Source organism: Roseiconus lacunae (assembly GCF_008312935.1).
GTDB lineage: Bacteria > Planctomycetota > Planctomycetia > Pirellulales > Pirellulaceae > Stieleria > Stieleria lacunae.
The window spans coordinates 435,866-458,225 of the sequence record NZ_VSZO01000001.1; the positions used below are offsets into that span (position 1 = coordinate 435,866).

General features: G+C 55.0%; 15 protein-coding genes. 12 read left to right on the plus strand and 3 right to left on the minus strand.

The window, feature by feature from the left end; all coding sequences use genetic code 11:
• Positions 1 to 2: 2 nt before the first annotated feature.
• From FYC48_RS01535 to FYC48_RS01565, 7 genes are all read left to right on the plus strand, one after another.
• A complete protein-coding gene (locus FYC48_RS01535; RefSeq protein ID WP_149494937.1) occupies positions 3 to 947 on the plus strand; it encodes an ABC transporter ATP-binding protein in 945 nt (314 codons plus the stop codon).
• Positions 948 to 973: 26 nt separating this feature from the next.
• The gene (locus FYC48_RS01540; protein WP_149494938.1) at positions 974 to 1,819 is read left to right on the plus strand and encodes an ABC transporter ATP-binding protein; all 846 of its coding nucleotides are present in this window, start codon (positions 974 to 976) and stop codon (positions 1,817 to 1,819) included.
• Complete coding sequence (locus FYC48_RS01545) at positions 1,816 to 2,688, plus strand: GAF domain-containing protein (RefSeq protein ID WP_149494939.1); 873 nt, start codon at positions 1,816 to 1,818, stop codon at positions 2,686 to 2,688. The genes FYC48_RS01540 and FYC48_RS01545 overlap by 4 nt, the downstream gene beginning before the upstream one ends.
• A gap of 189 nt (positions 2,689 to 2,877) precedes the next feature.
• Entirely contained in the window at positions 2,878 to 4,575 is a 1,698-nt protein-coding gene (locus FYC48_RS01550; protein WP_149494940.1) for a DmsC/YnfH family molybdoenzyme membrane anchor subunit, read from the plus strand.
• A 211-nt stretch (positions 4,576 to 4,786) separates the two neighbouring features.
• Positions 4,787 to 6,952 carry a molybdopterin oxidoreductase family protein gene (locus tag FYC48_RS01555; protein ID WP_235034107.1) on the plus strand — a complete coding sequence of 722 codons (2,166 nt, stop codon included), beginning with the start codon at positions 4,787 to 4,789 and terminating at the stop codon, positions 6,950 to 6,952.
• 153 nt (positions 6,953 to 7,105) lie between these two features.
• Complete coding sequence (locus tag FYC48_RS01560) at positions 7,106 to 8,923, plus strand: NirA family protein (RefSeq protein WP_149494941.1); 1,818 nt, start codon at positions 7,106 to 7,108, stop codon at positions 8,921 to 8,923.
• A gap of 58 nt (positions 8,924 to 8,981) precedes the next feature.
• On the plus strand, positions 8,982 to 10,583 hold the full coding sequence (locus FYC48_RS01565) for a sulfite reductase subunit alpha (protein WP_149494942.1): 1,602 nt from the start codon (positions 8,982 to 8,984) through the stop codon (positions 10,581 to 10,583).
• Positions 10,584 to 10,630: 47 nt separating this feature from the next.
• Here the strand turns inward: FYC48_RS01565 and FYC48_RS01570 are convergent, their stop codons facing one another.
• Both FYC48_RS01570 and FYC48_RS01575 read right to left on the minus strand, forming a co-directional pair.
• The gene (locus FYC48_RS01570) at positions 10,631 to 12,124 is read right to left on the minus strand and encodes a DUF1501 domain-containing protein (RefSeq protein WP_160149268.1); all 1,494 of its coding nucleotides are present in this window, start codon (positions 12,122 to 12,124) and stop codon (positions 10,631 to 10,633) included.
• Between the two features lie 64 nt (positions 12,125 to 12,188).
• A complete protein-coding gene (locus FYC48_RS01575) occupies positions 12,189 to 14,087 on the minus strand; it encodes a DUF1800 family protein (RefSeq protein WP_160149269.1) in 1,899 nt (632 codons plus the stop codon).
• Between the two features lie 666 nt (positions 14,088 to 14,753).
• Here FYC48_RS01575 and moaA point away from each other — a divergent pair.
• The 3 genes from moaA (at position 14,754) to FYC48_RS01590 (ending at position 17,785) form a co-directional block, all read left to right on the plus strand.
• A complete protein-coding gene (gene moaA / locus FYC48_RS01580) occupies positions 14,754 to 15,752 on the plus strand; it encodes a GTP 3',8-cyclase MoaA (protein WP_149494945.1) in 999 nt (332 codons plus the stop codon).
• 74 nt (positions 15,753 to 15,826) lie between these two features.
• Complete coding sequence (locus FYC48_RS01585; protein ID WP_149494946.1) at positions 15,827 to 16,639, plus strand: SDR family oxidoreductase; 813 nt, start codon at positions 15,827 to 15,829, stop codon at positions 16,637 to 16,639.
• A 69-nt stretch (positions 16,640 to 16,708) separates the two neighbouring features.
• Positions 16,709 to 17,785 carry a sugar kinase gene (locus tag FYC48_RS01590; RefSeq protein WP_149494947.1) on the plus strand — a complete coding sequence of 359 codons (1,077 nt, stop codon included), beginning with the start codon at positions 16,709 to 16,711 and terminating at the stop codon, positions 17,783 to 17,785.
• Positions 17,786 to 17,824: 39 nt separating this feature from the next.
• On the opposite strand, the gene FYC48_RS27560 is transcribed toward FYC48_RS01590, so the two are convergent.
• Positions 17,825 to 17,968 carry a hypothetical protein gene (locus tag FYC48_RS27560; RefSeq protein ID WP_160149270.1) on the minus strand — a complete coding sequence of 48 codons (144 nt, stop codon included), beginning with the start codon at positions 17,966 to 17,968 and terminating at the stop codon, positions 17,825 to 17,827.
• Positions 17,969 to 18,237: 269 nt separating this feature from the next.
• On the opposite strand from FYC48_RS27560, the gene FYC48_RS01595 reads away from it, so the two are divergent.
• Together FYC48_RS01595 and FYC48_RS01600 are read left to right on the plus strand one after the other, a co-directional pair.
• Positions 18,238 to 18,627, plus strand: coding sequence for a BlaI/MecI/CopY family transcriptional regulator (locus FYC48_RS01595; RefSeq protein ID WP_149494948.1), 390 nt, complete (start codon positions 18,238 to 18,240; stop codon positions 18,625 to 18,627).
• Positions 18,628 to 18,632: 5 nt separating this feature from the next.
• Positions 18,633 to 22,091, plus strand: a complete 3,459-nt coding sequence (locus tag FYC48_RS01600; RefSeq protein WP_160149271.1) for a M56 family metallopeptidase — start codon at positions 18,633 to 18,635, stop codon at positions 22,089 to 22,091.
• The last annotated feature ends 269 nt before the right edge of the window (positions 22,092 to 22,360 follow it).

Genomic DNA, 22,360 nt, shown 5'->3' on the forward strand with positions numbered 1-22,360 from the left:
CGATGAGTACCGTCGTTCTCGATCGACCGCGTCCCAAATCTGCCGCGCGTCCGGTGGCTCCCGAGCCGCTGATCGCGATGCGAAACGTTTGCAAAGGCTATGGCAGTGGCGTCACAAGAAACGAAGTCTTAACGAATATCAACTTGAATCTCCGGCCCGGTGAATTCCTCGCGGTTGTCGGATTTTCCGGTAGTGGCAAAACCACGCTGACAAAGTTACTGGCGGGATTGGAAACACCCGACAGCGGTGAGATCGTGATGGAGAATCAGGTCATCACCGAACCAAGTCAAGAGCGTGGAATTGTCTTTCAGAATTACTCGTTGCTGCCTTGGTTAACGGTTCGGGGAAACATCTCCCTCTCGGTTGATCGCGTTTTTCGGCACTGGAGTAAAGCACAGCGACGTGAACACACCGACAAGTTCATTGAAATGGTGGGGCTATCGCATGCGGTTCATCGTCGGCCACATGAGCTTTCCGGCGGGATGCGGCAACGAGTCTCGTTAGCGCGAACGCTGGCAATGAAACCGAAAGTGTTGTTGCTCGATGAGCCACTCTCGGCACTCGACGCATTAACCCGGGCGACGATGCAAGACGAAATTCTGAAGATCTGGGAAGAGGAGCGGCAAACCTGTCTGCTGATCACGAACGATGTTGACGAAGCAATCTTGCTGGCCGATCGGATCGTCCCCCTGAATCCAGGTCCGAACGCTTCCTTGGGACCTGCGTTTACAGTCGAACTCGATCGGCCTCGCGTCAAAACCGAATTGAATCACAACGAGACGTTCAAAGGACTTCGCAACGCGATCACCAACTATCTCGTCGCGGTACGTCAAAAATCCCGGGAGGACCAGGCGTCGGCGTCACAGACGTCTCCGATCGAACTCCCCGATCTCAAGCCACGGAGTTTGGCTTTGCCACGGAAGGCGATTTTGAACTCACCGGTCTAAACATCACACACTTACTGGCGGCATCAATGGCTGGATACGTCGAAATGTACCGTCTGGGCAAAACCTACGACACGCCCAACGGTCCGGCGATCATCGTCGAAGACTTCAACTTGAACATGGCGAAGGGCGAGTACGTCTGTCTGCTCGGCCATAGTGGCTGTGGGAAAAGTACCGTGCTAACCATGGTCGCGGGACTGAATCCGATCACGACCGGAGGCGTCGTGGTCGCCAATCACGAGATTGATGGTCCCGGACCAGATCGCGGTGTTGTTTTCCAATCACCCTGTTTGATGCCTTGGATGACCGCGTTGGAAAATGTGTTGCTTGGGGTCAATCAAGTTTATCCCCACGGAACCAAATCACAGCGTCACGACATCGCCGCTTATTACCTAACATTGGTCGGACTCGGCAACAGTCTTCACACCCGCGCCAGTTCGCTGAGCCAGGGGATGCAACAACGTGTCGGGATCGCTCGGGCGTTCGCACTCAAACCGAACATGTTGCTGCTCGATGAACCGTTCGGCATGCTCGATTCGTTAACCCGTATGGAGCTTCAGGAGATCCTCTTGGAAATTCTTGTCCGCGATAAAGTCACCACATTGATGATCACGCACGACGTCGATGAGGCGTTATTCATGAGCGATCGCGTCGTGATGATGACCAACGGACCTCGGGCCCGAGTTGGGCGTGTGTTTGAAATGCCATTCCAACGTCCCCGCATTCGGGCTGAGGTGTTGGACCACCCCGACTACTATGACTTGCGTGGTGACATGATCGAGTTCTTGGAAGAACAAGATCATAAAAAACTCAAAGCGGACGCCGAGAAGCTGGAAGCGAAAAAGCGAGCCGAAGCGGAAGCGGCAATCGCATGAGTACGACATCAACCGAATCACCCACCAGTTTCCTAATCGATATCGTGGTCATCGATCACGTCGATGGTGATCTGCATCTGCTTCCTAAACCGGGCGCGTTTGAACAGTCAACCGCATTCGAACACGCCATCTGCGAAACTCGGGAGACCGGGCTACCGGCCATCATTTCGTCGACCGAAGAGGACGACCATGTCGTTCTTTCGGTTCCGATCTACTGCAATGGCGAGATCAAAACCATCGTCTGTTTCATCGGATCAGGCCGTGACCAAGACTGCGGCGTCATGGAGGTCTGGCAACCGATCGGAGTTTTCGATGAATTGAGCATGACGAAAGGATACTTTGGCGCACTCGAACGGTTTCAAAACGTCAGTTCATTCGTTCGCTTTGAAAAAGGTTCGGGGCTCCCCGGGCAAGTTTGGCGCAACGCGAGCTTCGTCATTCACGATCACTTGCCATCACATTCCGGATTTTTGCGTGCCGCCGGGGCTTCGGCCGAGGCTTTGGAAGTGGCCGTTGGGATTCCCGTGATCGGCGATGAATTCTTGGCTTCGGTTTTATTGATCAGTTCCAGTGCCGCGCCTTTGGCGAAGGGATTTGAAGTGTGGCGTGTTGCCGGAGACGAAGTGTTTCTGGAGTCGTCGGCTTATCAAGCGATCGACGATTCACGGCGGCTTCATCCCGAAACGAAACTCCCGATGTCAGAAACTTTGGCGGGACGCGTCATCGAATCGGGGACTGCCCTGGTGACCGATGACGCCTCGTTGATTTGCCGCGGACGAAATGCGTCCGATCCAGGTTGTGACAAGGCATTCGCGATGCCGTTTTTCGAAGGCGACCGCGTGACCAATGTCCTCGTCATGTTGCTTTAGAAACAAACCTTTAAACAGAGTCCATTTAGAACCTTTCCCAAGATCCATGCCATGCGGTGTGCTAGCCGACAACGCTGTCTCAAGCGGTGTATTTGGCCGGATTCGACGACGTCGACTCTCCTAACACGTTTGGCTTGTGGTCTTCGGAAGGTTTCCTAGAAAGTCGATCAGACAGAGATACTAATCGCGATGGCAACCGCCTTACCCGTCGTCAATCGACAACCCGATTTCCTCGGCCGACTGCTGGAAGAACAACAGCAGTTGACTGCGGTCGAAGCATTCAGCGACTGGCACACACAGCATTCGGATTACGAACCCGCTCAGGAAAAATACTATCGAAACCTGATCCCATTGGCGGCACCGTCTACGGGAGAGCAATTCGCCTTCGAGGTCAACCTGGATGCGTGCAGTGGATGCAAGGCTTGTGTTGTTGCTTGTCATACACTGAACGGGTTGGAAGAGGACGAATCTTGGCGTCGTGTCGGAACGCTGATGATCGGGGACGAATCAGAAAATCTTCCGGCCGCGATTCAACATGTCACGACCGCTTGCCACCACTGCGAAGACCCTGGCTGCTTGAACGGTTGTCCGGTCAAAGCGTATGACAAAGACCCGGTCACCGGCATTGTCCGACATCTCGATGATCAGTGCATCGGGTGCAAATATTGCACGATGATGTGTCCCTACGAGGTGCCTCGTTACAGTGATCGTTTGGGGATCGTTCGTAAGTGTGACATGTGCCACCAGCGTTTGTCGGTGGGTGAAGCACCGGCTTGTGTTCAATCGTGCCCCAACGAAGCGATCCGCATTTCGATTGTCTCGACCGAGACGCCGGAGGATCGGTCAGAAGCGGTTGTGCCATCGGCGCCGCCATCGGCGATCACCCAACCGACGACACGCTTCGTCTCCGCCCGCACACTCGATTGCACCAATGCGGTTCCTCAAGACAAAAACTTTGACGAAGTTGCCGAAAGCCACTGGCCACTAGCGGTGATGCTGGTGATGACTCAGATTGCCGTTGGCATGTTACTGACCGAAGCAATTGTGGCAGGCATGTTGGCGATCACAGGGACGGTGGTCCCGACCGCGGTCACACTGGCAACGGCACTTCTGGCGTTTGCGATCGCAAATGTCGGTTTGGGAATCGCCCCGATGCACCTCGGGCAACCGTTGCGGATGTGGCGAGTCTTTTTGGGACTGAGAACGAGTTGGCTGAGCCGAGAAGCCGTTGTGCTAGGAAAGTTCATGGGGACGCTAGCGTTTGGAATCGGCCTGGTCGGATTGCCGGTAATTTGGAGCTACATCCCGGCGCTGATTCAAGCTTGGATTCCCCGGGACTACATCCCGGATTGGCTCGGCCGCGCCGTCTTATTGGCAGCGATTCCGATGGGAGTCGCCGGCTTGTACTGCAGTGCGATGATCTATATCGCGACGCAGCGACGTCTTTGGCGCAAGCAGCGGACGCTACCTCGATTCTTTGGAACGATGCTGGCCACTGGTCCTCAGTTGACTGCGGTGGTGTTTGCCGCATCGGGTTTCCATAAGACAGCGATCACGTTAACGCTCGTCGCGATCGCGCTGTCATGCTGGAAGCTTAGCCTGGAAAGTCGTGTCTATTTGCGCGGTGGAAACGATCACGATCACTACGATCAACGCAGTGTCCGACTGATTCAAAAGCACCTTGCCGGGCTAGCCAAGGCTCGCGTCGGAAGTTTTTTGGCGGCGATGGTGCTGGCCGGCTTTGGAACGATTGTCTTGCTCGGAAGCCATGTGCTGGGAAGTGTGCTACTCGCAATGGCGGGAAGTCTACTGATCGCCGGCGAAAATCTCGAACGCTTGCTTTACTTCAAGAGCGTTGTTTACGACCGCATGCCCGGAACCCTGTGAGCAGGACCCGGAACCCTGTGAGCAGGAACTGTACGTCAGCTATCCGAAAAGGAACTCAATCATGAGCATCGCACCTGCACCCAACGAAGGTGTTTCGGCCACGGCGTCAGAAACCACGGCCCGGGCACCCAAGTCACTGACCACCGCACCACCAGATTCGCCGCGACGTGGGTTCGAGCTTCCACAAGTCTTGCAAGCACGCGACGGCCGAATGACTCGTGAGTTGCTGCTTCATCCCGGGCGTCACGGACTGGGGATGACGCCTGACGCTATGCAGGCCGATTCGACGACCACCGCGACATGTGGTTATTGTGCGACGGGTTGTGGATTGCGTTTGCACGTTCGCGAAGGCGAAGCGATCGGCTTGACTCCCGAAACCGACTATCCGGTGAATTTAGGGATGGCATGCCCCAAGGGCTGGGAGGCCTTGGAGGTGCTGAATTCTGAAAATCGTGCCACGCACCCGCTGCTACGCGAACCCGACGGACGTATGCAGCAAGTCACATGGGATACCGCCCTGACGACGTTTACCAAGCGTTTCAAGGAAATCCAGGCCAAGTATGGAAACGAATCGGTGGCCTTCCTGAGCACCGGACAAATTGTGTGTGAGGAAATGGCATTCCTCGGCGCACTCGCAAAATTCGGCATGGGGATTTTGCACGGTGATGGCAATACGCGGCAGTGCATGGCCACTGCGGTCACAGCGTACAAACAATCGCTGGGCTTCGATTCGCCACCGTATACCTACGAAGATTTCGAACAGAGCGATTGCTTGGTATTCATCGGCGCCAACCCATGTATCGGTCATCCGATCATGTGGGAACGGGTGCTCCGCAATCAAAAGTCACCCGAGATCATCGTCGTCGATCCAAGGCGAACCGAAACGGCGATGGCATCATCTCAGCACCTACAGCTTCGCCCCAAAAGTGACTTGGCATTGCTTTATGCGATCACCAATCATTTGATCGCGGCGAATTTGATCGACTACGACTTCGTCAACGCGAACACCGAAGGCTTCGAAGAACTTGCCGCTCACGTTTCCGAATTCACACCTGAAGTCGTTTCCGATCGTTGTGGCATCTCGGTGCTCGATATTCGCCGGGCCGCGGAATCGATCGGACGAGCCAATGCCGCGTCACTTTGGTGGACCATGGGGGTCAATCAAAGTTACGAAGGTACACGAGTCGCACAAGCGATCATCAACATCGCTTTGATCACTGGTAACTTCGGACGTCCCGGGACCGGAGCGAACAGCATCACCGGCCAATGCAATGCGATGGGATCGCGACTTTGGAGTAACACGACGAATCTACTGGGGCACTATCGATTCGAATCTGACCAAGATAGGGACCGAGTTGCCAACAACCTTGGGATCGACGTCGACCGAATTCCCAATCAAGGCAGCTGGGCCTATGACGAAATCGTCGAAGGCATCCGTCAAGGAAAAATCAAAGGGCTGTGGGTGATCGCGACCAATCCCGCACATTCTTGGATCCATCGTGGTGACTTTCGAGAATTGCTTGACCAGCTGGAGTTTCTTGTTGTCCAGGACATGTACGACCAGACAGAAACGGCCAAGCACGCAGACCTCGTCTTACCCGCCGCCGGTTGGGGCGAAAAGGTAGGAACGTTCATCAATAGCGAGCGCCGCTACGGCTTGGTTAAAAAGGTTCGTAAGGCCCCCGGTGAGGCTCTCGCAGATTTTCAAATCTTTCGAGCCATCGCTGCCTACTGGGGAGTCGGCGATCTATTTTCCGAATGGACAGAACCGGAGGCGGTCTTTCGGATCCTTCAACGACTGAGCGAGCATCGCCCGAATGACATCACCGGTATCGACGGATACGCCCAGCTCGACGCCTGTGGAGGAATTCAGTGGCCGTATACCAAGGCCGAGGCGGAAGAACAATCGCCCCCACGTCAACAGCGTCGCTTGTTTTCCGACGGCATCTTCTTTCACGAAAGCGGCAAAGCGAAACTGATCGTCGATCAGGTTTTCCCGATGCCCGAACCGCCGGACGAAAACTATCCGTTTCTGTTGCTGACCGGACGAGGCACCGTCAGCCAGTGGCATACGCAAACTCGCACAGAAAACAGCAAAGTTCTTCGCAAGCTGTATCCGCAACAGCCGTACGTCGAGATACACCCTCGGGACGCTCAATCGATCGGTGTCGTCAACGGTGATGTCGTCAACGTCAGGTCTCGACGTGGGTCGATCAACGTTACCAGCATGGTCACGCCGACAGTCCAACGGGGGCAAGTCTTTATCCCGATGCACTATCGCATCGTCAACGAACTGACTCTCGCGCACTTTGATCCGCACTCGCACCAACCGAGCTACAAGGACTGCGCCGTCCAGATAAGTAGGGAAACATCCTGATGGACTTGAGATTCACGTCGGACGTATCCGATCAGCCATGGCTGCTCCTACCGGGCAGAGGCAATTGCAGATCGGTTCAACGATCTTCTACGACATGAACGATCGATCAATCCCAACAACCACACACCCGCACCTTCACTGACAGAGACAACGATGAGTAACGACAAAGGCTTTTCCGATGAACAAAAGCAATTCCTTTCTGGTTTTGCGTTTGGCACCGATGTCGCTCGGGCAGTCAGTCGGTTACCGGTCCTGAGCAACAGCGGAGGCAGCGGCGACAACGGCACCTCGATCACGGTGGGCGGAAAAGCGGAGGATACGCTTCCGGTTGGTCCAGAAAAGATCGCCTTGATCGCTCAGCGTGAAACGACAAAGTCAGGAAAAAAACTGTGTAAAGAAGAGCAAGCAAAGCTCGAGAAGAATCCGCTTGACATGTGGGACGAAATGCAAGCTCGCAGTGACCGAGGCGAGTTTCCAAAAGGAACCGATGTGTTCCTGCAAAAATTTCATGGCTTGTTTTATGTGGCGCCGGCCCAGGACAGTTTCATGTGCCGCATGCGGTTACCGGGTGGATTGTTACATGCTTGGCAACTTGCCGGACTCGCCGATCTGTCGGATCGTTCGGCAGGCGGATACCTGGACGTCACGACGAGGGCCAACCTCCAATATCGTGAGATCCCCGCCGACCAAGCGATGAATATCCTCTATGGATTGAGGGAGCTCGACGTCGTAAGTCTCGGATCCGGTGGCGACAACATTCGAAATTGCACCGCTAGCCCGCTTAGTGGCATCGATTCGCAAGAGTTGATCGAGACAATTCCGTTCGCAAAACGGATGCACCATTACATCCTCAATTCGCGGGAAATGTACGGACTGCCTCGTAAGTTCAACATCGCGTTTGACGGCGGCGGAACAATTAGTGCACTCGACGACACCAATGACATCGGCTTTCATGCCGTTCGCGTGAACGCCGATCGGGCCACCGAGAAGTTCCCCGAAGGTGTTTACTTTCAACTGACGCTCGGTGGCATCACCGGTCACAAAGATTTTGCCCGACCGACAGGCGTGCTGTTGCGACCGGATCAGTGTTTGTCCGTCGCCGGCGCGATCGTGCGTGTCTTTGTTCGTCATGGTGATCGGACCGATCGAAAGAAAGCCCGTTTAAAGTATGTCCTTGACGATTGGGGCTTCGACAAATTTATCGCCGCGGTCGAAGAGCAACTCGGGATGGAGTTGCCACGATTCGACGACAGCTTAGTTGAACAATCGAATGTCGAAGACCGTCTGGCTCACATCGGATTCCACCGACAAGCTCAACCTGGAAAGCAATACGTCGGTGTTGTCTTGCCGGTCGGTCGTATCACCAGCGACCAGGCTCGCGGATTGGCCGCCATCGCGAACGATTACGGGAATGGCGAAATCCGTCTTACGGTTTGGCAAAACTTGCTGATTCCGTTCATCGATGACGCGGATGTGGAACGCGTTCAAGAAAGGCTGCTTGAATTGGGGCTCGACTATCGCGCCAGTCGATTTCGAGCGGGGCTGGTGGCGTGCACCGGCAGTGGCGGATGCAAGTTCGCGGCCGCAGAAACCAAGACACACGCGATGCAGATTGCAGACCACTTGCAGTCACAATTCGATTTGGAATCGCCAATTAACATTCACCTGACCGGCTGTCACCACAGCTGCGCACAGCATTACATCGGCGACCTCGGATTGCTCGGATGCAAGGTCGAAAAGGGTGATGACATGGTTGATGGATACCATGTTCATGTCGGGGGCGGATGGGGGCAACGTCAAGGAATTGCCCGGCTGCTTTTTGAATCGGTCGCTTTCGATGAAGTTCCCGATCTCCTTGCCGGGATCATTCGGGGTTACCTCGACAACCGCGATCAGGGTGAATCGTTTATCGAGTTTGCGACCCGAAAAACGGACGACGAACTGAAATCCCTCGTTGCCGTGACTGCTTAACGAACTCTACCAACGTCACGATTATTCCTCACTGTCACTCGACGTCTTTTACTGAACCATGACGACAAGCTTTATTCCCGAATCCGCTCCGTTCAATGAAGAGCAACGCGCATGGCTGAACGGTTTCTTTTCAGGCATGATGGGAATCAATCCCAATGGCAATCCTCAAGAAATCATGGAAGCTGCGGGGGTTTCGGTTGACACGCTTCCGGCTGCCGAACCAGAAGAAGAAGATTTTCCCTGGCATGATGCGTCACTGCCGATTGTTGATCGAATGGAAATGGCCGAAGGACGCCCGGTCGAACGTCGCCTGATGGCGGCGATGGCGCAGCTTGACTGCGGGTCGTGTGGTTATCTGTGCCAAAGTTACAGTGAAGCGATCGCGACGGGAGAAGAAACGAATCTGACCTTGTGTAGTCCCGGCGGCAAAGAAACGTCGAAGATGATCAAGAAAATCTTGAAGGAATCGGACGGTACAAGTAACGGAGCCGCGCCCGCCAAGTCAGCGGCAACGAACGGCAGCAACGGCGTGGCCGCCAATGGCTACTCACGTAAAAATCCCTATGCGGCGAAGCTGATCGAATCGCGAGAACTGAATTTGGAAGGTTCGGCAAAGGACACACGCCATGTCGCAATTGATCTCGGTGAATCCGGCGTGACCTATGACGTCGGTGACGCACTCGGAGTCTATGCGACCAATTGCGAAGATCTTGTCGACCAGATCATTCGTTCGATCGGCGGCAATGGTGGCATGATGGTGACGACACCCAACGGTGTCTCGAAAACACTCGCCGATTCGATCCGCGACGACTACTGCCTGAGAGACCCGAGCGATGAGTTGCTCGAATTGGTACTCGGCCGCATTGATGATTCCCAGACCAAGGCGACTTTGGAAAGGATGCTTGATGAAGGAGTCCCAGAAGGGTTCGACGTATTGGACGTGATCGAGATCGCGAAAGACGTCCCCATCAGTGCGACAGAGTTCCTGGAAACGCTTTCGCCTCTAAACCCGCGGTTGTATTCGATCGCGAGCAGTCAGAAGCACGTCGGTAACCAAGTTCATCTTACGGTCGGTAAAGTGATCTATGAACGCGAAGGTCGGCTTCGCAAAGGTGTTGCCAGCACCATGTTGTCCGAACGGTTGCAGTCGGGGCAAACGTTGCGGGTGTTCGTCCAACCGAATCATGGAGGTTTCACCGTTCCCCAAAACTCTGACACGCCGATGATCATGATCGGCCCGGGGACGGGGATCGCGCCCTTCATGGCATTCTTGCAAGAGCGCGAAGCAACCGCGGCGAAAGGAAAGAATTGGTTGTTCTTCGGCGATCAGCACGCGTCGACTGACTTTTTATACGAAGGCGAACTACGCCACTACTGTGACACGGGATTACTGACCCGATTGGACACGGCCTTCAGTCGAGACGGCGATCAGAAAGTGTACGTCCAAGATCGGATGCGAGAACACGGCCAGACGCTTTGGCAGTGGCTTGAGGAAGGTGCACACCTTTATGTGTGTGGTGATGCGAGTCGAATGGCTGCCGATGTCGATCGGGCACTGAAGCAGATCGTCCATCAGTATGGAAACATGGACGAGTCTGCCGCTGAACAGTACGTCAAGACGATGACCCAGCAGCAACGCTATGTTCGTGATGTTTACTAGAGAGGTGCCAATCAGGTTGGGGAAAGGCGTTGATTTTCTCGCTCACGTTAGCTGAATAACCCCAGCGGCCCTTGAGTTTCACTGGAAGCATAGAATTCGCGAATGTTGGGCAAGATCGTTTCCAAGTCCTGGTCGTTGCCGACGCCGAACCACATCGCGATTTCTGCGGCCAATTGATCGACCGACATCGTCGGGATCAAACGCCCCCGGCCGATGTTCAGGTTGTTCGACGTGGTCAGCTCGGGATAGTCTCCGTAGAACGTACCACCGTTGACTGCACCTCCGCATACGATCTGATGGCCTCCCCAGGCGTGGTCACTTCCTTGACCGTTGGTGGACAGGGTGCGAGCGAAATCGGATGCGGTAAACAGGGTTACGTCGTTCTCGATTTCTAAGTCAACCATGGCATCATAAAACGATTTGATCGCCCGACTGACACGGGGCAGATTCGTCATATGGGCGTCAAGTAGATTGGTGTGGTTGTCCCAGCCACCGAGATTGACGAAAAAGATCTGCCGCCCCTGGCCGAGTTGCTGCCGTGCCCCGATAACTCGCGCGATCATTTTCAAATGATTGCTAGGACTCTCGTCAGCGAAGTCGGTATTGATCGAAACGGAATTCGTCGCGTTGTTGAATGCCAAAGCCGCGTCGGTCGAATCTCGCTGTGCGTCGCTAAAAGACTTAGCGAGAAGATCACTGTACGTTTCGTTGAGGTAGTTATCAAACGCTCGTGTAAACATCCGATCCTGGATCCCACCTCCCGACAATCCGGGGACGTAACCATAAACCTGGGTTGCTCCCCCGGTACCGATCGCATAGGGAACCACGTCGACGCCTGTTTGGAACAGATTCATCCCGCTGACGGAGATATTCATCGACACCGATGGGTTGCCATTGGTGCTCGACAGTAGATCGGCAAGTCGTCCGCCCCAGCCATTGACCTGATTGCGTGATTGCGGAAAGCTGGTTTGCCAGTGACGCTGCAAATCGGCATGAGAGAATAGGCCCAAGGGCAGATTCACCCGAGCATCATAGTCTGCCCGCGTCGTCGGTTGAGACATCGCGCCGATGTTGCAAACAAACGCTAGATTCCCGTCGTTGTAAAGCTTCGCAACGCCGGCATTTGTTTCGATCGGATCGACACCTTGTTCGGCAGCCATCCCCGGATGCAAGCCGAAGGAGCGTGATTGGGGGCCGACGATCGGGACCAACGCACTTTGTTCGATCGCTAGTCCGCCTTCGTTGCTGACCCCGTCATCGAAACCACCGCGAATCGAATAGTAATCGCCGTATTCGCCGGTCGTCGCGTTTCCCTCGTTAGGGATCAGCATGTTGTAGGAGTCGTTCCCACCATTGAGGAACAAACAGACCAACGCTTTATAACCCGACGTATCGGTAGCGGCGACCAACGACTTTGTCGCTTGCAAGTTCAGTAACGTGGCCAACAGCGACGTGTTGGTCATCATCCCGCAAGCACCCCCGGCTGCTTTCAAGAGATTTCGGCGAGACGTGCGCATGAAGTCCTGAGGGGTTCGATTCATGATTGTCAGTCCAGAAAAGCGAAGAGGCGATGGGGGCCTTAAAAACCGGATCGAAAAACGAGGCTTATTCTTCGATCGCACAATCGGGCGACACGACCAAAGCATGCAAGATTGATTCGACGCGTTGCACGTTGTTGTAGTCGCGTCCTGTCGTCTCGGCGATCACGGCATCCTTGATATGTGTCTTCGTCGTTTCACTGAGCGACCCGTTGCATAGCAATAGATCGAAGCGACGAAGGATTTCGTCAAGGTTGTCCAAATCGCGAGCCAATTCGATCTCTTCATCCAAGTTGAATGAAATGCGACACGTTCCCTTTCGCATTGAATACTGTGAGTAACGGTTCAGGCAAAAGCTACGCAACCGGTTCATGGTCTTGTTGGCTGTCACGCCATTGAGGATCTGGAACTCTGGTGCATACAACGCATCACTGGGGATCCGGCGAGAGGGGTTGTAACCGATCAGGTCACCGGGTGGTTGATAATCAGGCAGGTAAAAGTTGAACACGGTCGGTGACCGATACGCCATCTGCCCCAGATCACTTTCGATGTAGCGATTGATCATCATATAGCCGCCGGGATAGTCGCTCGAAGGTCTCATGGCTCGGATCAAAGCGGTGACGCGTAGCAACGGTTCACGCAATCGCGAATACTCGGTGCCTCGTGTGACGACATCGATTCGTGACGGATTTCGCTTCCGCATCACACGCTGACCGCGGAACACTTCCGGGTCTGTCAGAATCGCTTTGACGACCGCTTTCATGTCACCGCGAACGCCGTCGCCGTTGTTATTGAACACGCGAGTCACGCGACGAAGGTAAGCTCGCGAAGGATTGGATTTGACCAAACGCTGGATTAACCGAGTGCAAATAAAGGGAGCCACATTCGGGTGATTCGCGACCGCATCTAAGCCCGCACCGATTTCATCACGTACCGCTTGCTCGGTCAACGGAGTCGGCAAAGGGGGAAGGACGGTCCCAAAAACCGTCTTTGTATTCGGTGCGGCTGACTCATCGGTATAGTTGTAATTGGTGTCGTGTTCGGGCGGATAGATCGTCATCGGCTGGCCTAAGTTCCGCCCGGTGTAAAAGCTCGCACTGGTATTGTGGGCGTAACGAAATCCGGTGAACAACCTGGCCAGTTCTTTGATCTGATAGTTGTCGTAGGTCGGGATTAGCTCACCGTTTTCGTTGACTTTCAAACGGCCGTCTTGGTGTAGTTCATACAGCCCCACGGAAAAAAGTTGCATGATCTCACGAGCATAGTTTTCGTCCGGGTAGCGGCCTTGATTTAAGTTCGCCTTACGATTGCGAATCGAACTGAGCCAAACGCCCATGCAGGGATGGTACGTGACATCTTCGAGTAGTTCTCGGTAGGTCGATTCACTGCCATCGAGTAGCGTGTCGTAGAAATGCGACATGCCCAGCCAGTCCGGCAGTGATCGCTCTCCTTCGCCGATGTCACGCCCGGTTTGATTGTTGAAACCGGCACCGGAATCGCCGATCACAAAGATCTGCGAGAGTGCCCAGCCGACACGCTGTTTCAATTGGTCGGGCGCGGTCAGTGCGATGTGCCACCAGACTTGATACCGATAGAGCGAGATTCCGATTCCTTCTTCCTCGTCATCGGTCCCGTCAATGTGCAGCAGGTCGTACGTCACGTCTTGATGAGACGTCGTCGGCATCGCGAACTGTTCATCAATCCATTCGTCTAGCGCCGGACGCGTTCCAATTTGCGTCATTCGTGTCGCCAGCGCGTCAATGTCATCCTCCGTTGGCCCGAAAGTCGCCTTCGACAAAAACTGTGCCGCTTGGATCTTTGCTCGTGTCAGTTTTGCATCACGCGAATTGGTGATCGGGAACTCGCCGGCACGGGCCAGCGACGCTGGCAAAACAATCAGCGTTACGAGCGCGAGAAACACGCACCGCCAAGCCGGGGGTGACATCCATGGCAGCGGCTGGCTCACGGCGTTAGTGAATACTGCTTTGGGGAACACTGATTGGGCGTGTGCCCGCCGGCCCAACTGCCAAACGCGGCCGCTCGAACTGAAACAGCCAAAGTTCTGGCGATCACGATTCTGTCGCATGATCAACACCTGAATGATGCAAAGAAAGAGCGTGGGCTGATCCAGAAAAGTGCCTTCCGCTCACCCACCATTTCAGGCGGACTTGTCCCCGGCCGTTGATCAACCAAGTTCCGAGGGTAGCGAGAGAATCATCAAGTTGCAAATCTTAATGTCGCCGTCAAAGCCCATAGATTCGAAATAATCGACAGTCGTCCCCCCTTCGGGACTGAGGGCCAGCGGTTATGTACACTGAAAAGCGGCGAAAACCCGACGGGATGGGTCGTATCGGCACACGCAATCACCATGTCATTAGCAGGTGCGTCGACCGTCGATCGCGATAGAATCAGCCAGTAGGATGCCAGACGTGCGGTTCACGCGCCGCCAAGATCTCGAACCAGGAGAAGCCAATCGGGGTTAACGCCCGTCGAATGCTCCGCCAATCCCTAAGATTTAGTTTGGACAACAGCATTGGCACCGTTGGCTCAGTGACGACCGCGCACCGCTTCCCGAAACCTTCCTCGTGGGAAGCAAAACTGCCACACAAGCAAGGAAATCAGACAGACCCCTATGGCTGGCGAAACTGCGTTAGTAGATCGATTCGGACGACGGCACCGCAGCTTGAGGCTGAGCGTGACGGATCGATGCAACCTGCGCTGTTCCTACTGCATGCCTGCCGAAGGGGCAGAGTTTGTGCCGCGTTCGACGTTGCTGACGTTCGAAGAGATCACCCGTGTGGTCACGCTTGTCTCTTGTCGCTACGGCATTCATGACGTGCGTTTGACCGGTGGTGAGCCATTGGTGCGACGAGAGCTTCCCAAGCTGGTCAAGATGCTGGCCGAAATCCCGTCGGTGAAGGACCTTTCGCTGACGACTAACGCGATGCTGCTTGAATCGATGGCGGTTCCGCTCCGCAGTGCCGGCCTGACGCGATTGAACATCAGCATCGACACGCTGGACGAAGTAACGTTCGAAACACTCACTCGCCGCAAAGGATTTCATAGCGTGCTTCGCGGCATCGACGCAGCGATCGCGGCCGGTTTTGAGCGAATCAAGCTGAACACGACGGCGATCCGTGGAGTCACCGAGAAAGAAGTCGTTCGCTTGGTGAATTTCGCGATCGAAAAAGGGGTGCAAATCCGTTTTATAGAATTCATGCCTCTGGACGCCGATCGCAACTGGACCCACGGCGGGGTGCTGCGTGGCGATGAAATTCGCCAGATCATCGAATCCCACTTTGGAACGCTCACCGAATGTGGCGACCGCGATTCCCAGCCGGCGACTGACTACCTGCTCAATCAAGAGGTCTCGGTCGGTTTAATCGAATCGGTCTCCAAGCCATTTTGTGATGCGTGTGACAGGATTCGTTTAACCGCGGACGGATCGATTCGCAATTGCTTGTTTTCGCAACAGGAATTTCATCTCCGCGAGTTGCTTCGCGGCGGCGCCGACGACGAGGCAATTCTTGAGCAGTTTACTAATGCGATTGCGGCCAAAGCCGCCAGTCATGCGATCGGCGAGGCTGGCTTTTCGCAGCCCCAACGCCCGATGTATTCCATCGGCGGTTGATGGTCGGTGCATTCCGACGGAGGGTTGTCGTCCGCCACTGTTAGCAACTCATCCGAACGAGTAGATTAGCCGCCATGAACGATCTATTTAATCTCAACGACGATGTCGCCACCGTCATCGGTGGCACGGGTGAACTTGGCGGCCTGATGGCCGAGGCATTGGGCGCAAATGGTGCCAAAGTTGCCGTCCTGGGCCGAAATGCCGAGCGTGGCGAGGGCCGGGCCAAGAAAATAATCGACGCCGGCGGACAAGCGAAGTTCTTCGCCGCTGACGGACTGAAATCAGAATCACTTGACGACGCCCGCAAGGCGATCAGCGACTGGGCCGGTGCGCCGACCAGCGTGTTGGTCAACGCCGCCGGCGGTAACCGCCCGGATGCGACGATTCCGCCCGGGGGCGATTTCTGTAAGTTGCCTTTGGAGGCCTGGCGTGATGTGTTCGACTTGAACTTGGTCGGTGGTGCGTTATTGCCATGCCAAGTCTTCGGCCAAGACATGATCGATGCCGGCGTCGGTAGCATCATCAACATCGCTTCGATGAGTGGGATGATTCCGCTGTCGCGCGTCGTCGCCTATTCGGCAGCCAAGAGCGCGGTCATTAATTTGACGATGTGGCTGTCTCGCGAATGGGCGACAACGGGGGTTCGAGTCAACGCGATCAGCCCCGGTTTCTTCCCCGCCGAACAAAACCGCAAGCTGCTGTTTAACGATGACGGCAGTTACACCGAACGAGGCGGTCAGATCATCGGACATACGCCGATGGGACGCTTCGGAAAGCCCGAGGAGCTCGCCGGCGCGACCGTGTGGTTGGCCAGTCGCAACGCGTCTTCGTTTGTCACCGGACAAAATATTGCCATCGATGGCGGGTTTGCTTCGGTCACGATCTAGCGTCCCGCCCCGCCTCGAACTCTCCCTCCCCATTCCCGTTACAACTCTGTCAATTCAGACGAAACTCCAATGATCGAATTACGCTCCGACGCCAAGTACTCGTTGATCATCCCGACCAGCATGGGCATCCGCCTAACGCCGGCCGAACATCAACCGTTTCACTGCAGCGACACGTTTAAGATGCAAGCGACCAGCGCTGAATCAAACGTCGGTAGCGTGTCGTCGTTTCTCGGCCTGCCTGTCAAGATCCTGACGGCGTTTGTCGAAGCCAGCCCCGTCGCTCGATTCATCAAAGACGATTTGGCGCGACGGCACATGGACTACGAGGGCCCCGAATTCGTGCAAGACAACCCCTGGGGTGTACGGCACCAAATAAACATGGCCGATAGCGGCTGGGGATCGCGTGGCCCCCGAGTCCAAAATGACCGCGCGGGCGAAGTCGGCCGAAAGTTGAACGTTAAAGATTTTGACCTCGAGCGCATCTTTGGCGACGAAGGCGCCAAAATCGTTCACATGAGCGGTCTGATCGCGGCGTTATCGGAAGAGACTAGTCAGTTCTGCTTGGAAATCGCACGGGCGGCAAAAAAACATAACGCCCGTATCTCTTTCGACCTCAATCACCGCGCTTCGTTCTGGGTCGGTCGCGAAGACGAGTTGTCGGCAGCATTCAAAGAAATCGCGAGCCTGTCGGATATCTTGATCGGCAACGAAGAGGACTTCCAGCTGTGCCTGGACATCGAAGGTCCCGAGGCCGGCGGTAAAGACATCACCGCCAAGATCGATGGTTTCAAAGAAATGATCGGCCGCGTGAAAAAAGAATATTCCGGGGCCACGCTGTTCGCGACCACGTTGCGAGAAGTCGAAACGGCGAACCTCCACCGCTGGGGCGCGATCGTTTCACACGGCGACGATTTCGTTGTCGTCGAACCTCGCGAAATCGGTGTCTACGATCGCATCGGTGGCGGAGACGGTTTTGTTGGCGGATTGCTTTACGGCGTCCTTAATGGATGGGATGCCGAAAAAAGCACCCAGTTCGGCTGGGCGACCGGCGCCCTCGCTGCCACGATGTGGACCGATTATGGGCAGCCCGCCGACGAAGACCAAGTCTGGAGTATCTGGAAGGGTAACGCCCGCGTCCAGCGCTAAACCAACTGCGGCTTGCGTCTTAACTCTGCAGTTACAGAGTTAGAATCGATGATCGAAGAACAACGGCGACACGAGCCGTTGTTTCTTCCCGCCGCTGTACGGGCTTTCACCGGCGGCCAACTCTTCGCCGCTCAGGTTCTCACCGGCGGCTGACCTCGCGCCGCGGTAGCGATCGCCAGACATCGCAACCGCTTCACAGAAAGCGGTCCTCGCTGGTGGACAAGCCCCAAAAGCAAGGCCCAAAAACAAGGCTGATGACATCGCCTGTCGCCGCTTTCTGCTCGCGGCCCCTCTCTGTCAAAGGCGATCGCCTTCCTGAAAAGCCTGTCGACGAAGACGACTCGCAAGACAGCATCCCCCAAAGTGTTACAAAAATAACATTTTTAAGTAGCAGATGCCGTCCGCAATTGTTAATAATCTAACAATTGGTTCGGCTTGTGGGCATAAAACAAATGGGTGAGAAGTTGCAGTCCGACCTATCGCGACGCGAACGTCAGATCATGGAGGTTCTCTATCGGCTTGGTGAAGCAACCGCAAATGAGATCATCGATGCGTTGCCGGATCAGCCAGCGAATGCGACCGTGAGGACACAACTTCGTGGGCTTGAGTCCAAAGGTGCCGTCAAACACCGCCAAGAGGGACGCCGGTTTATCTTCAAACCTGCCGGCCCACGTAAGAACGCTGCCCTTCGTGCGTTTCGCAAAGTACTCGACATCTTTTTTGGCGGCTCGATCGAAGATGCCCTAGCAACCCACCTTGCCGATCCGAAAACCAAACTCTCTGACGAAGAAGTCACTCGATTGCAACGATTGCTCAAGAAACATCGCTCCGAACGGGAATGATAGAAATGGATTGGTGCACCCAGTTGGTTATGGTGACGGTCGTCGCGTCGGTCCAGGTCATGATCCTAGGGCTTTGTGCAAGACTGTTCGCAAAGAGAATTGCTCTGGTTGATTCCGTTTCGATTCATCGAATTTGGCTGGTCGTCATCATCGCATCACTGGCGATCATCCCAATCCATTTCGGCGGATACCGATCCGAGATAGCGATACCGAGAAGTTCGATCGATCGACTGGCGAGCAGCGACACGCTTGGGGCTGATCTACCGTCGCGTACCAATTCATTCGCCGGCGACGATGACGTGGATCAAGCATTGACGCTTGCCCCTGTCCGTAACTCCGTTTCGCGAACGCCTCCTCCCCAACCGATCTCTCAACCTGCGAACGAACGATTCAATCAAAGCGATTCCCGGTTCACCATTCGACGATTCGCGACGTCAATCAATGGATGGTGTCCGTTAGCGATAGCGTTGTTGGTAGGTTTGTCGGTCAGCTTGATTCGAATGGTCGGAAGTTATTCTGCACTGTCTCGATCGGCGAGAAGCGGCGTCACACCGTCGAAGTCGACGTTGTTGTTGGCGCAACAACTCGCAGAAGCGGTTGGGCTCCGCAAGCAGCCACGCATCAAAGTCTCACGGCATGTCGAGGTTCCTCTGGTCTTTGGAATGGGGCGTCCAACGATCTTGCTACCCGACGGTTTCGATCATTGGCAACATGACGAGCAAGTCACGACATTGTTGCACGAACTGTTTCATATTCGTCGATCTGATCCGTTGATCCAATTCATCGCCGAGTTGACCAAAGCGATTTATTGGTTTCACCCGGTACAGAGAATTGTGTATCGCAAGTTAGTGGAATCACGCGAGTGCTCGACCGACCAGCAGGCCGGTCGGTGGCTCAGTTGTCAGAACCGATGGATTTCACCGGATCGATATGCCGAGTGCCTGCTGACCATCGTCAGTCGCCTTGGGCGCGCCCACCGACCTCCGACATGCGCCATCGCAATGTCTCGTCATGGGAATCTTGAGCGACGGCTTCGCCTGATCACCGATCCGAATCCGCAGCCATTGATGCATCGATCCTGTCGCTCCTATAGTGTTCTTGCATGTCTGGTCGTGATTGCATTGATCACGACAGTCGAGGTTAAGTTCTCTGTCGCGGAACCGCCTGTCGATCAGGGAGCCAAGACTTCCGATCAAAGTGACTCGGCGATCTACACTCCGACTCACAACTTGATTGAATCAGCCCACCAGTCGGTTCCTTATCGTGGTGACGCAGAACGCAAGGTCCCGATCAGTATCAAAGGACGCGCGGTCAATGCTACGGGTGCCCCCGTGCAAGAAGCCATGGTCATTCTGCGCGAACAGAATTCGGCTCGGACGCAGCGTTCTCTCGATAGCCGAAGGGCATGGCACGAACAAACCGTCAACGCAGTCATCGCCAAGATGAAGACAGATGCCAATGGTCACTTTCACTTTGAGAATGCGGCAATCCCACTCACAGAATCGCCCCCTAACGTGGTGCGGCTATCGGTCGTCGTGATCACAACGAATGAGCAAGTGGGATGGCAAACCGTCGATTGGAAGCCGTCAGAGCCAGTGAAATCGGAGCTGGAAATCTCCGTTGTTCCGACGAGTTCTGTTTCGTTGCGATTGGTTGCCGACGGAAAGCCCATCAAGAACGCTTCCGCATTGGTCACTTCAGTTGGTTTGGCAGACGGTGCGGGTCCGGAACGACTGTTTGACGTGCTTCGTTTTAACGCGAACAGGTTTGGAGTGCGAACGAAATCAGATGACGATGGCATCATTCATTTCGAAGGAATCCCAACCGGAACTCACGTCACGGTGTATGTTGCCCATCCAGACTACGCTCCCGAGTCATACACGGTTGCTTGTGGTAAAGACGTCCCGGTCGGGCCGAACCGTTTTCGGCATCTGCCAATCAGTGATGCCGTGGTACTCAAGAACCACGGCGAAGCCGTCGCCGATCGAGGCTTTCTGATTTCCGGACGAGTTGTCGATCCCAAAGGGGAACCGATTCCTTCGGTCGTGATTCCTCGCTATCACCGCCAGACGGATGCCGATGGTCGATTTCAATTTCGAATCAGTAAGAGCTATCGCGAACGTCGACAACGCTCGCGCCGTGGCGGTTTACACCTCGAAATTCAACCTGAAAAGAATTCTGGCTTGATCCCAGAAACCTACATCCATCCGGTCGATGTGGAAACGATCGAACAACCGATCACAATTCGGCTGCAGTCCGGGCAAATAATCCGTGGCCGAACCATCGACGAGTCGGGTGCTCCGATCGAAGGCATTGTGGTCAGCACGATTGATCGAAGATTTCGATGCAGTGCCGTTTCTGATCAACAGGGTAAATTTGAATTCGTTTGCCACGAAGGCGACCAACTGATCGTCTTTACGACACGCAAACCCGGTTTCGCGATCCCCGGTTTATTGGGATTCCATGATGTGTCAATCGAGGAGGCGCGAAAGTCGTTGCATCGTGAGTTGTTTGTCTCTGAGTCGGTATCGCTGGGAGACATTGTGATTCCGCCACGACCGAAGTGGCGTTTTCAAATCCGCATGCCGGATGGTTCGCCGGCTGACGGCGCTTCGCTTGTCGTTTATGGGGAACGGCCTTCCAACCTTCCGCGGCCGATGAAAAGTGTATTGGCCGGTCCCGTGATCGCCGATGGTCAGGGGCGAATTGAGATACCCGTTCCGACTGAAATTGCCAGCGAGCGACACGCCGAGTTGCGTTTGATCCAAAACAATCGCGGCTACACCGGGCGTTTAAGTTTGCCAGGGAATTCGGCGGATGAAATGGAGGTCGTTTTAGAACCAGGTGTGATTGTGCAAGGCACCGTGCTATTTGACGGAGCGCCGGTAGAAAACGCAGCGATCCAGGTCAGTCAACTTGAACAACCGAGGATGCAACGCGGCGGCGCCATCGCGACGTATTTTCTGACCACGCACGCGACGAAGGTGAAGACGGATCGGATGGGAGACTACCGAGCGGTGGTGCCTCGTGGAAGTCGCGCCTCCGTGTCGTTCATTAGTAGCGACCTTGATGTCAGCCCGACCGTCGGAGCAAGGGTTTCCGAATCCGAAGACGGCTTCCTGCAAGCAAGTCCCATCAACTTGATTTCCGGCGATGGTGAAATCGCAGGGCAAGTCGTCGACGCAAAGGGGAATCCGATCTCGGGGCTGAACGTTCGCGTCAAACGCGAAGGTCAGATCAAACCGTCGTGGTGGGTTGGGCATCAATCGAAAAGCCAGTCGGTCACGGATTCGAAGGGGCGGTTTCATCTTCGCGCCGTCCCTGAAGGCAATTACCAACTCGATATCTCGACCCCGTACGAACGTGGCAAGCAGACGCGGCGAGTCTTGGTCAAGGCGTCGACGGGTGAGATGAATGTCGAAGCAAAAATGACAGAGACGTTGGGAACCATCCTCTCGAAGTAAGGAAGTGAACTGCGGTCCCTTCGTTTCAATTTGGCTTCAGGTGCGATCCATCAGCCACCGGGAGGTCGTCACGGTGATTGCAATGCGACTGTGGCCAACGCAGTTCTGCCAGGCCACAACCGTGGCTAACGCCAGTCGGCTAATCCTGATTTCAGATGCTGGCGAAACGCCGTAACTAATGGGCGTCAACTTGTGAGCCGACGGGGCTTGCCGCGAGCCCCGCTTGTCGTGATTTTTTTACAACAGAGGCCCGACGCTAGCGCGTTCGG

Coding starts and splice junctions, on each gene's coding strand:
- FYC48_RS01535 (WP_149494937.1), top strand. CDS start 3: ATGAGTACCGTCGTTCTCGATCGACCGCGTCCCAAATCTGCCGCGCGT.
- FYC48_RS01540 (WP_149494938.1), top strand. CDS start 974: ATGGCTGGATACGTCGAAATGTACCGTCTGGGCAAAACCTACGACACG.
- FYC48_RS01545 (WP_149494939.1), top strand. CDS start 1,816: ATGAGTACGACATCAACCGAATCACCCACCAGTTTCCTAATCGATATC.
- FYC48_RS01550 (WP_149494940.1), top strand. CDS start 2,878: ATGGCAACCGCCTTACCCGTCGTCAATCGACAACCCGATTTCCTCGGC.
- FYC48_RS01555 (WP_235034107.1), top strand. CDS start 4,787: ATGACTCGTGAGTTGCTGCTTCATCCCGGGCGTCACGGACTGGGGATG.
- FYC48_RS01560 (WP_149494941.1), top strand. CDS start 7,106: ATGAGTAACGACAAAGGCTTTTCCGATGAACAAAAGCAATTCCTTTCT.
- FYC48_RS01565 (WP_149494942.1), top strand. CDS start 8,982: ATGACGACAAGCTTTATTCCCGAATCCGCTCCGTTCAATGAAGAGCAA.
- FYC48_RS01570 (WP_160149268.1), bottom strand. CDS start 12,124: ATGAATCGAACCCCTCAGGACTTCATGCGCACGTCTCGCCGAAATCTC.
- moaA (WP_149494945.1), top strand. CDS start 14,754: ATGGCTGGCGAAACTGCGTTAGTAGATCGATTCGGACGACGGCACCGC.
- FYC48_RS01585 (WP_149494946.1), top strand. CDS start 15,827: ATGAACGATCTATTTAATCTCAACGACGATGTCGCCACCGTCATCGGT.
- FYC48_RS01590 (WP_149494947.1), top strand. CDS start 16,709: ATGATCGAATTACGCTCCGACGCCAAGTACTCGTTGATCATCCCGACC.
- FYC48_RS27560 (WP_160149270.1), bottom strand. CDS start 17,968: ATGTCTGGCGATCGCTACCGCGGCGCGAGGTCAGCCGCCGGTGAGAAC.
- FYC48_RS01595 (WP_149494948.1), top strand. CDS start 18,238: ATGGGTGAGAAGTTGCAGTCCGACCTATCGCGACGCGAACGTCAGATC.
- FYC48_RS01600 (WP_160149271.1), top strand. CDS start 18,633: ATGGATTGGTGCACCCAGTTGGTTATGGTGACGGTCGTCGCGTCGGTC.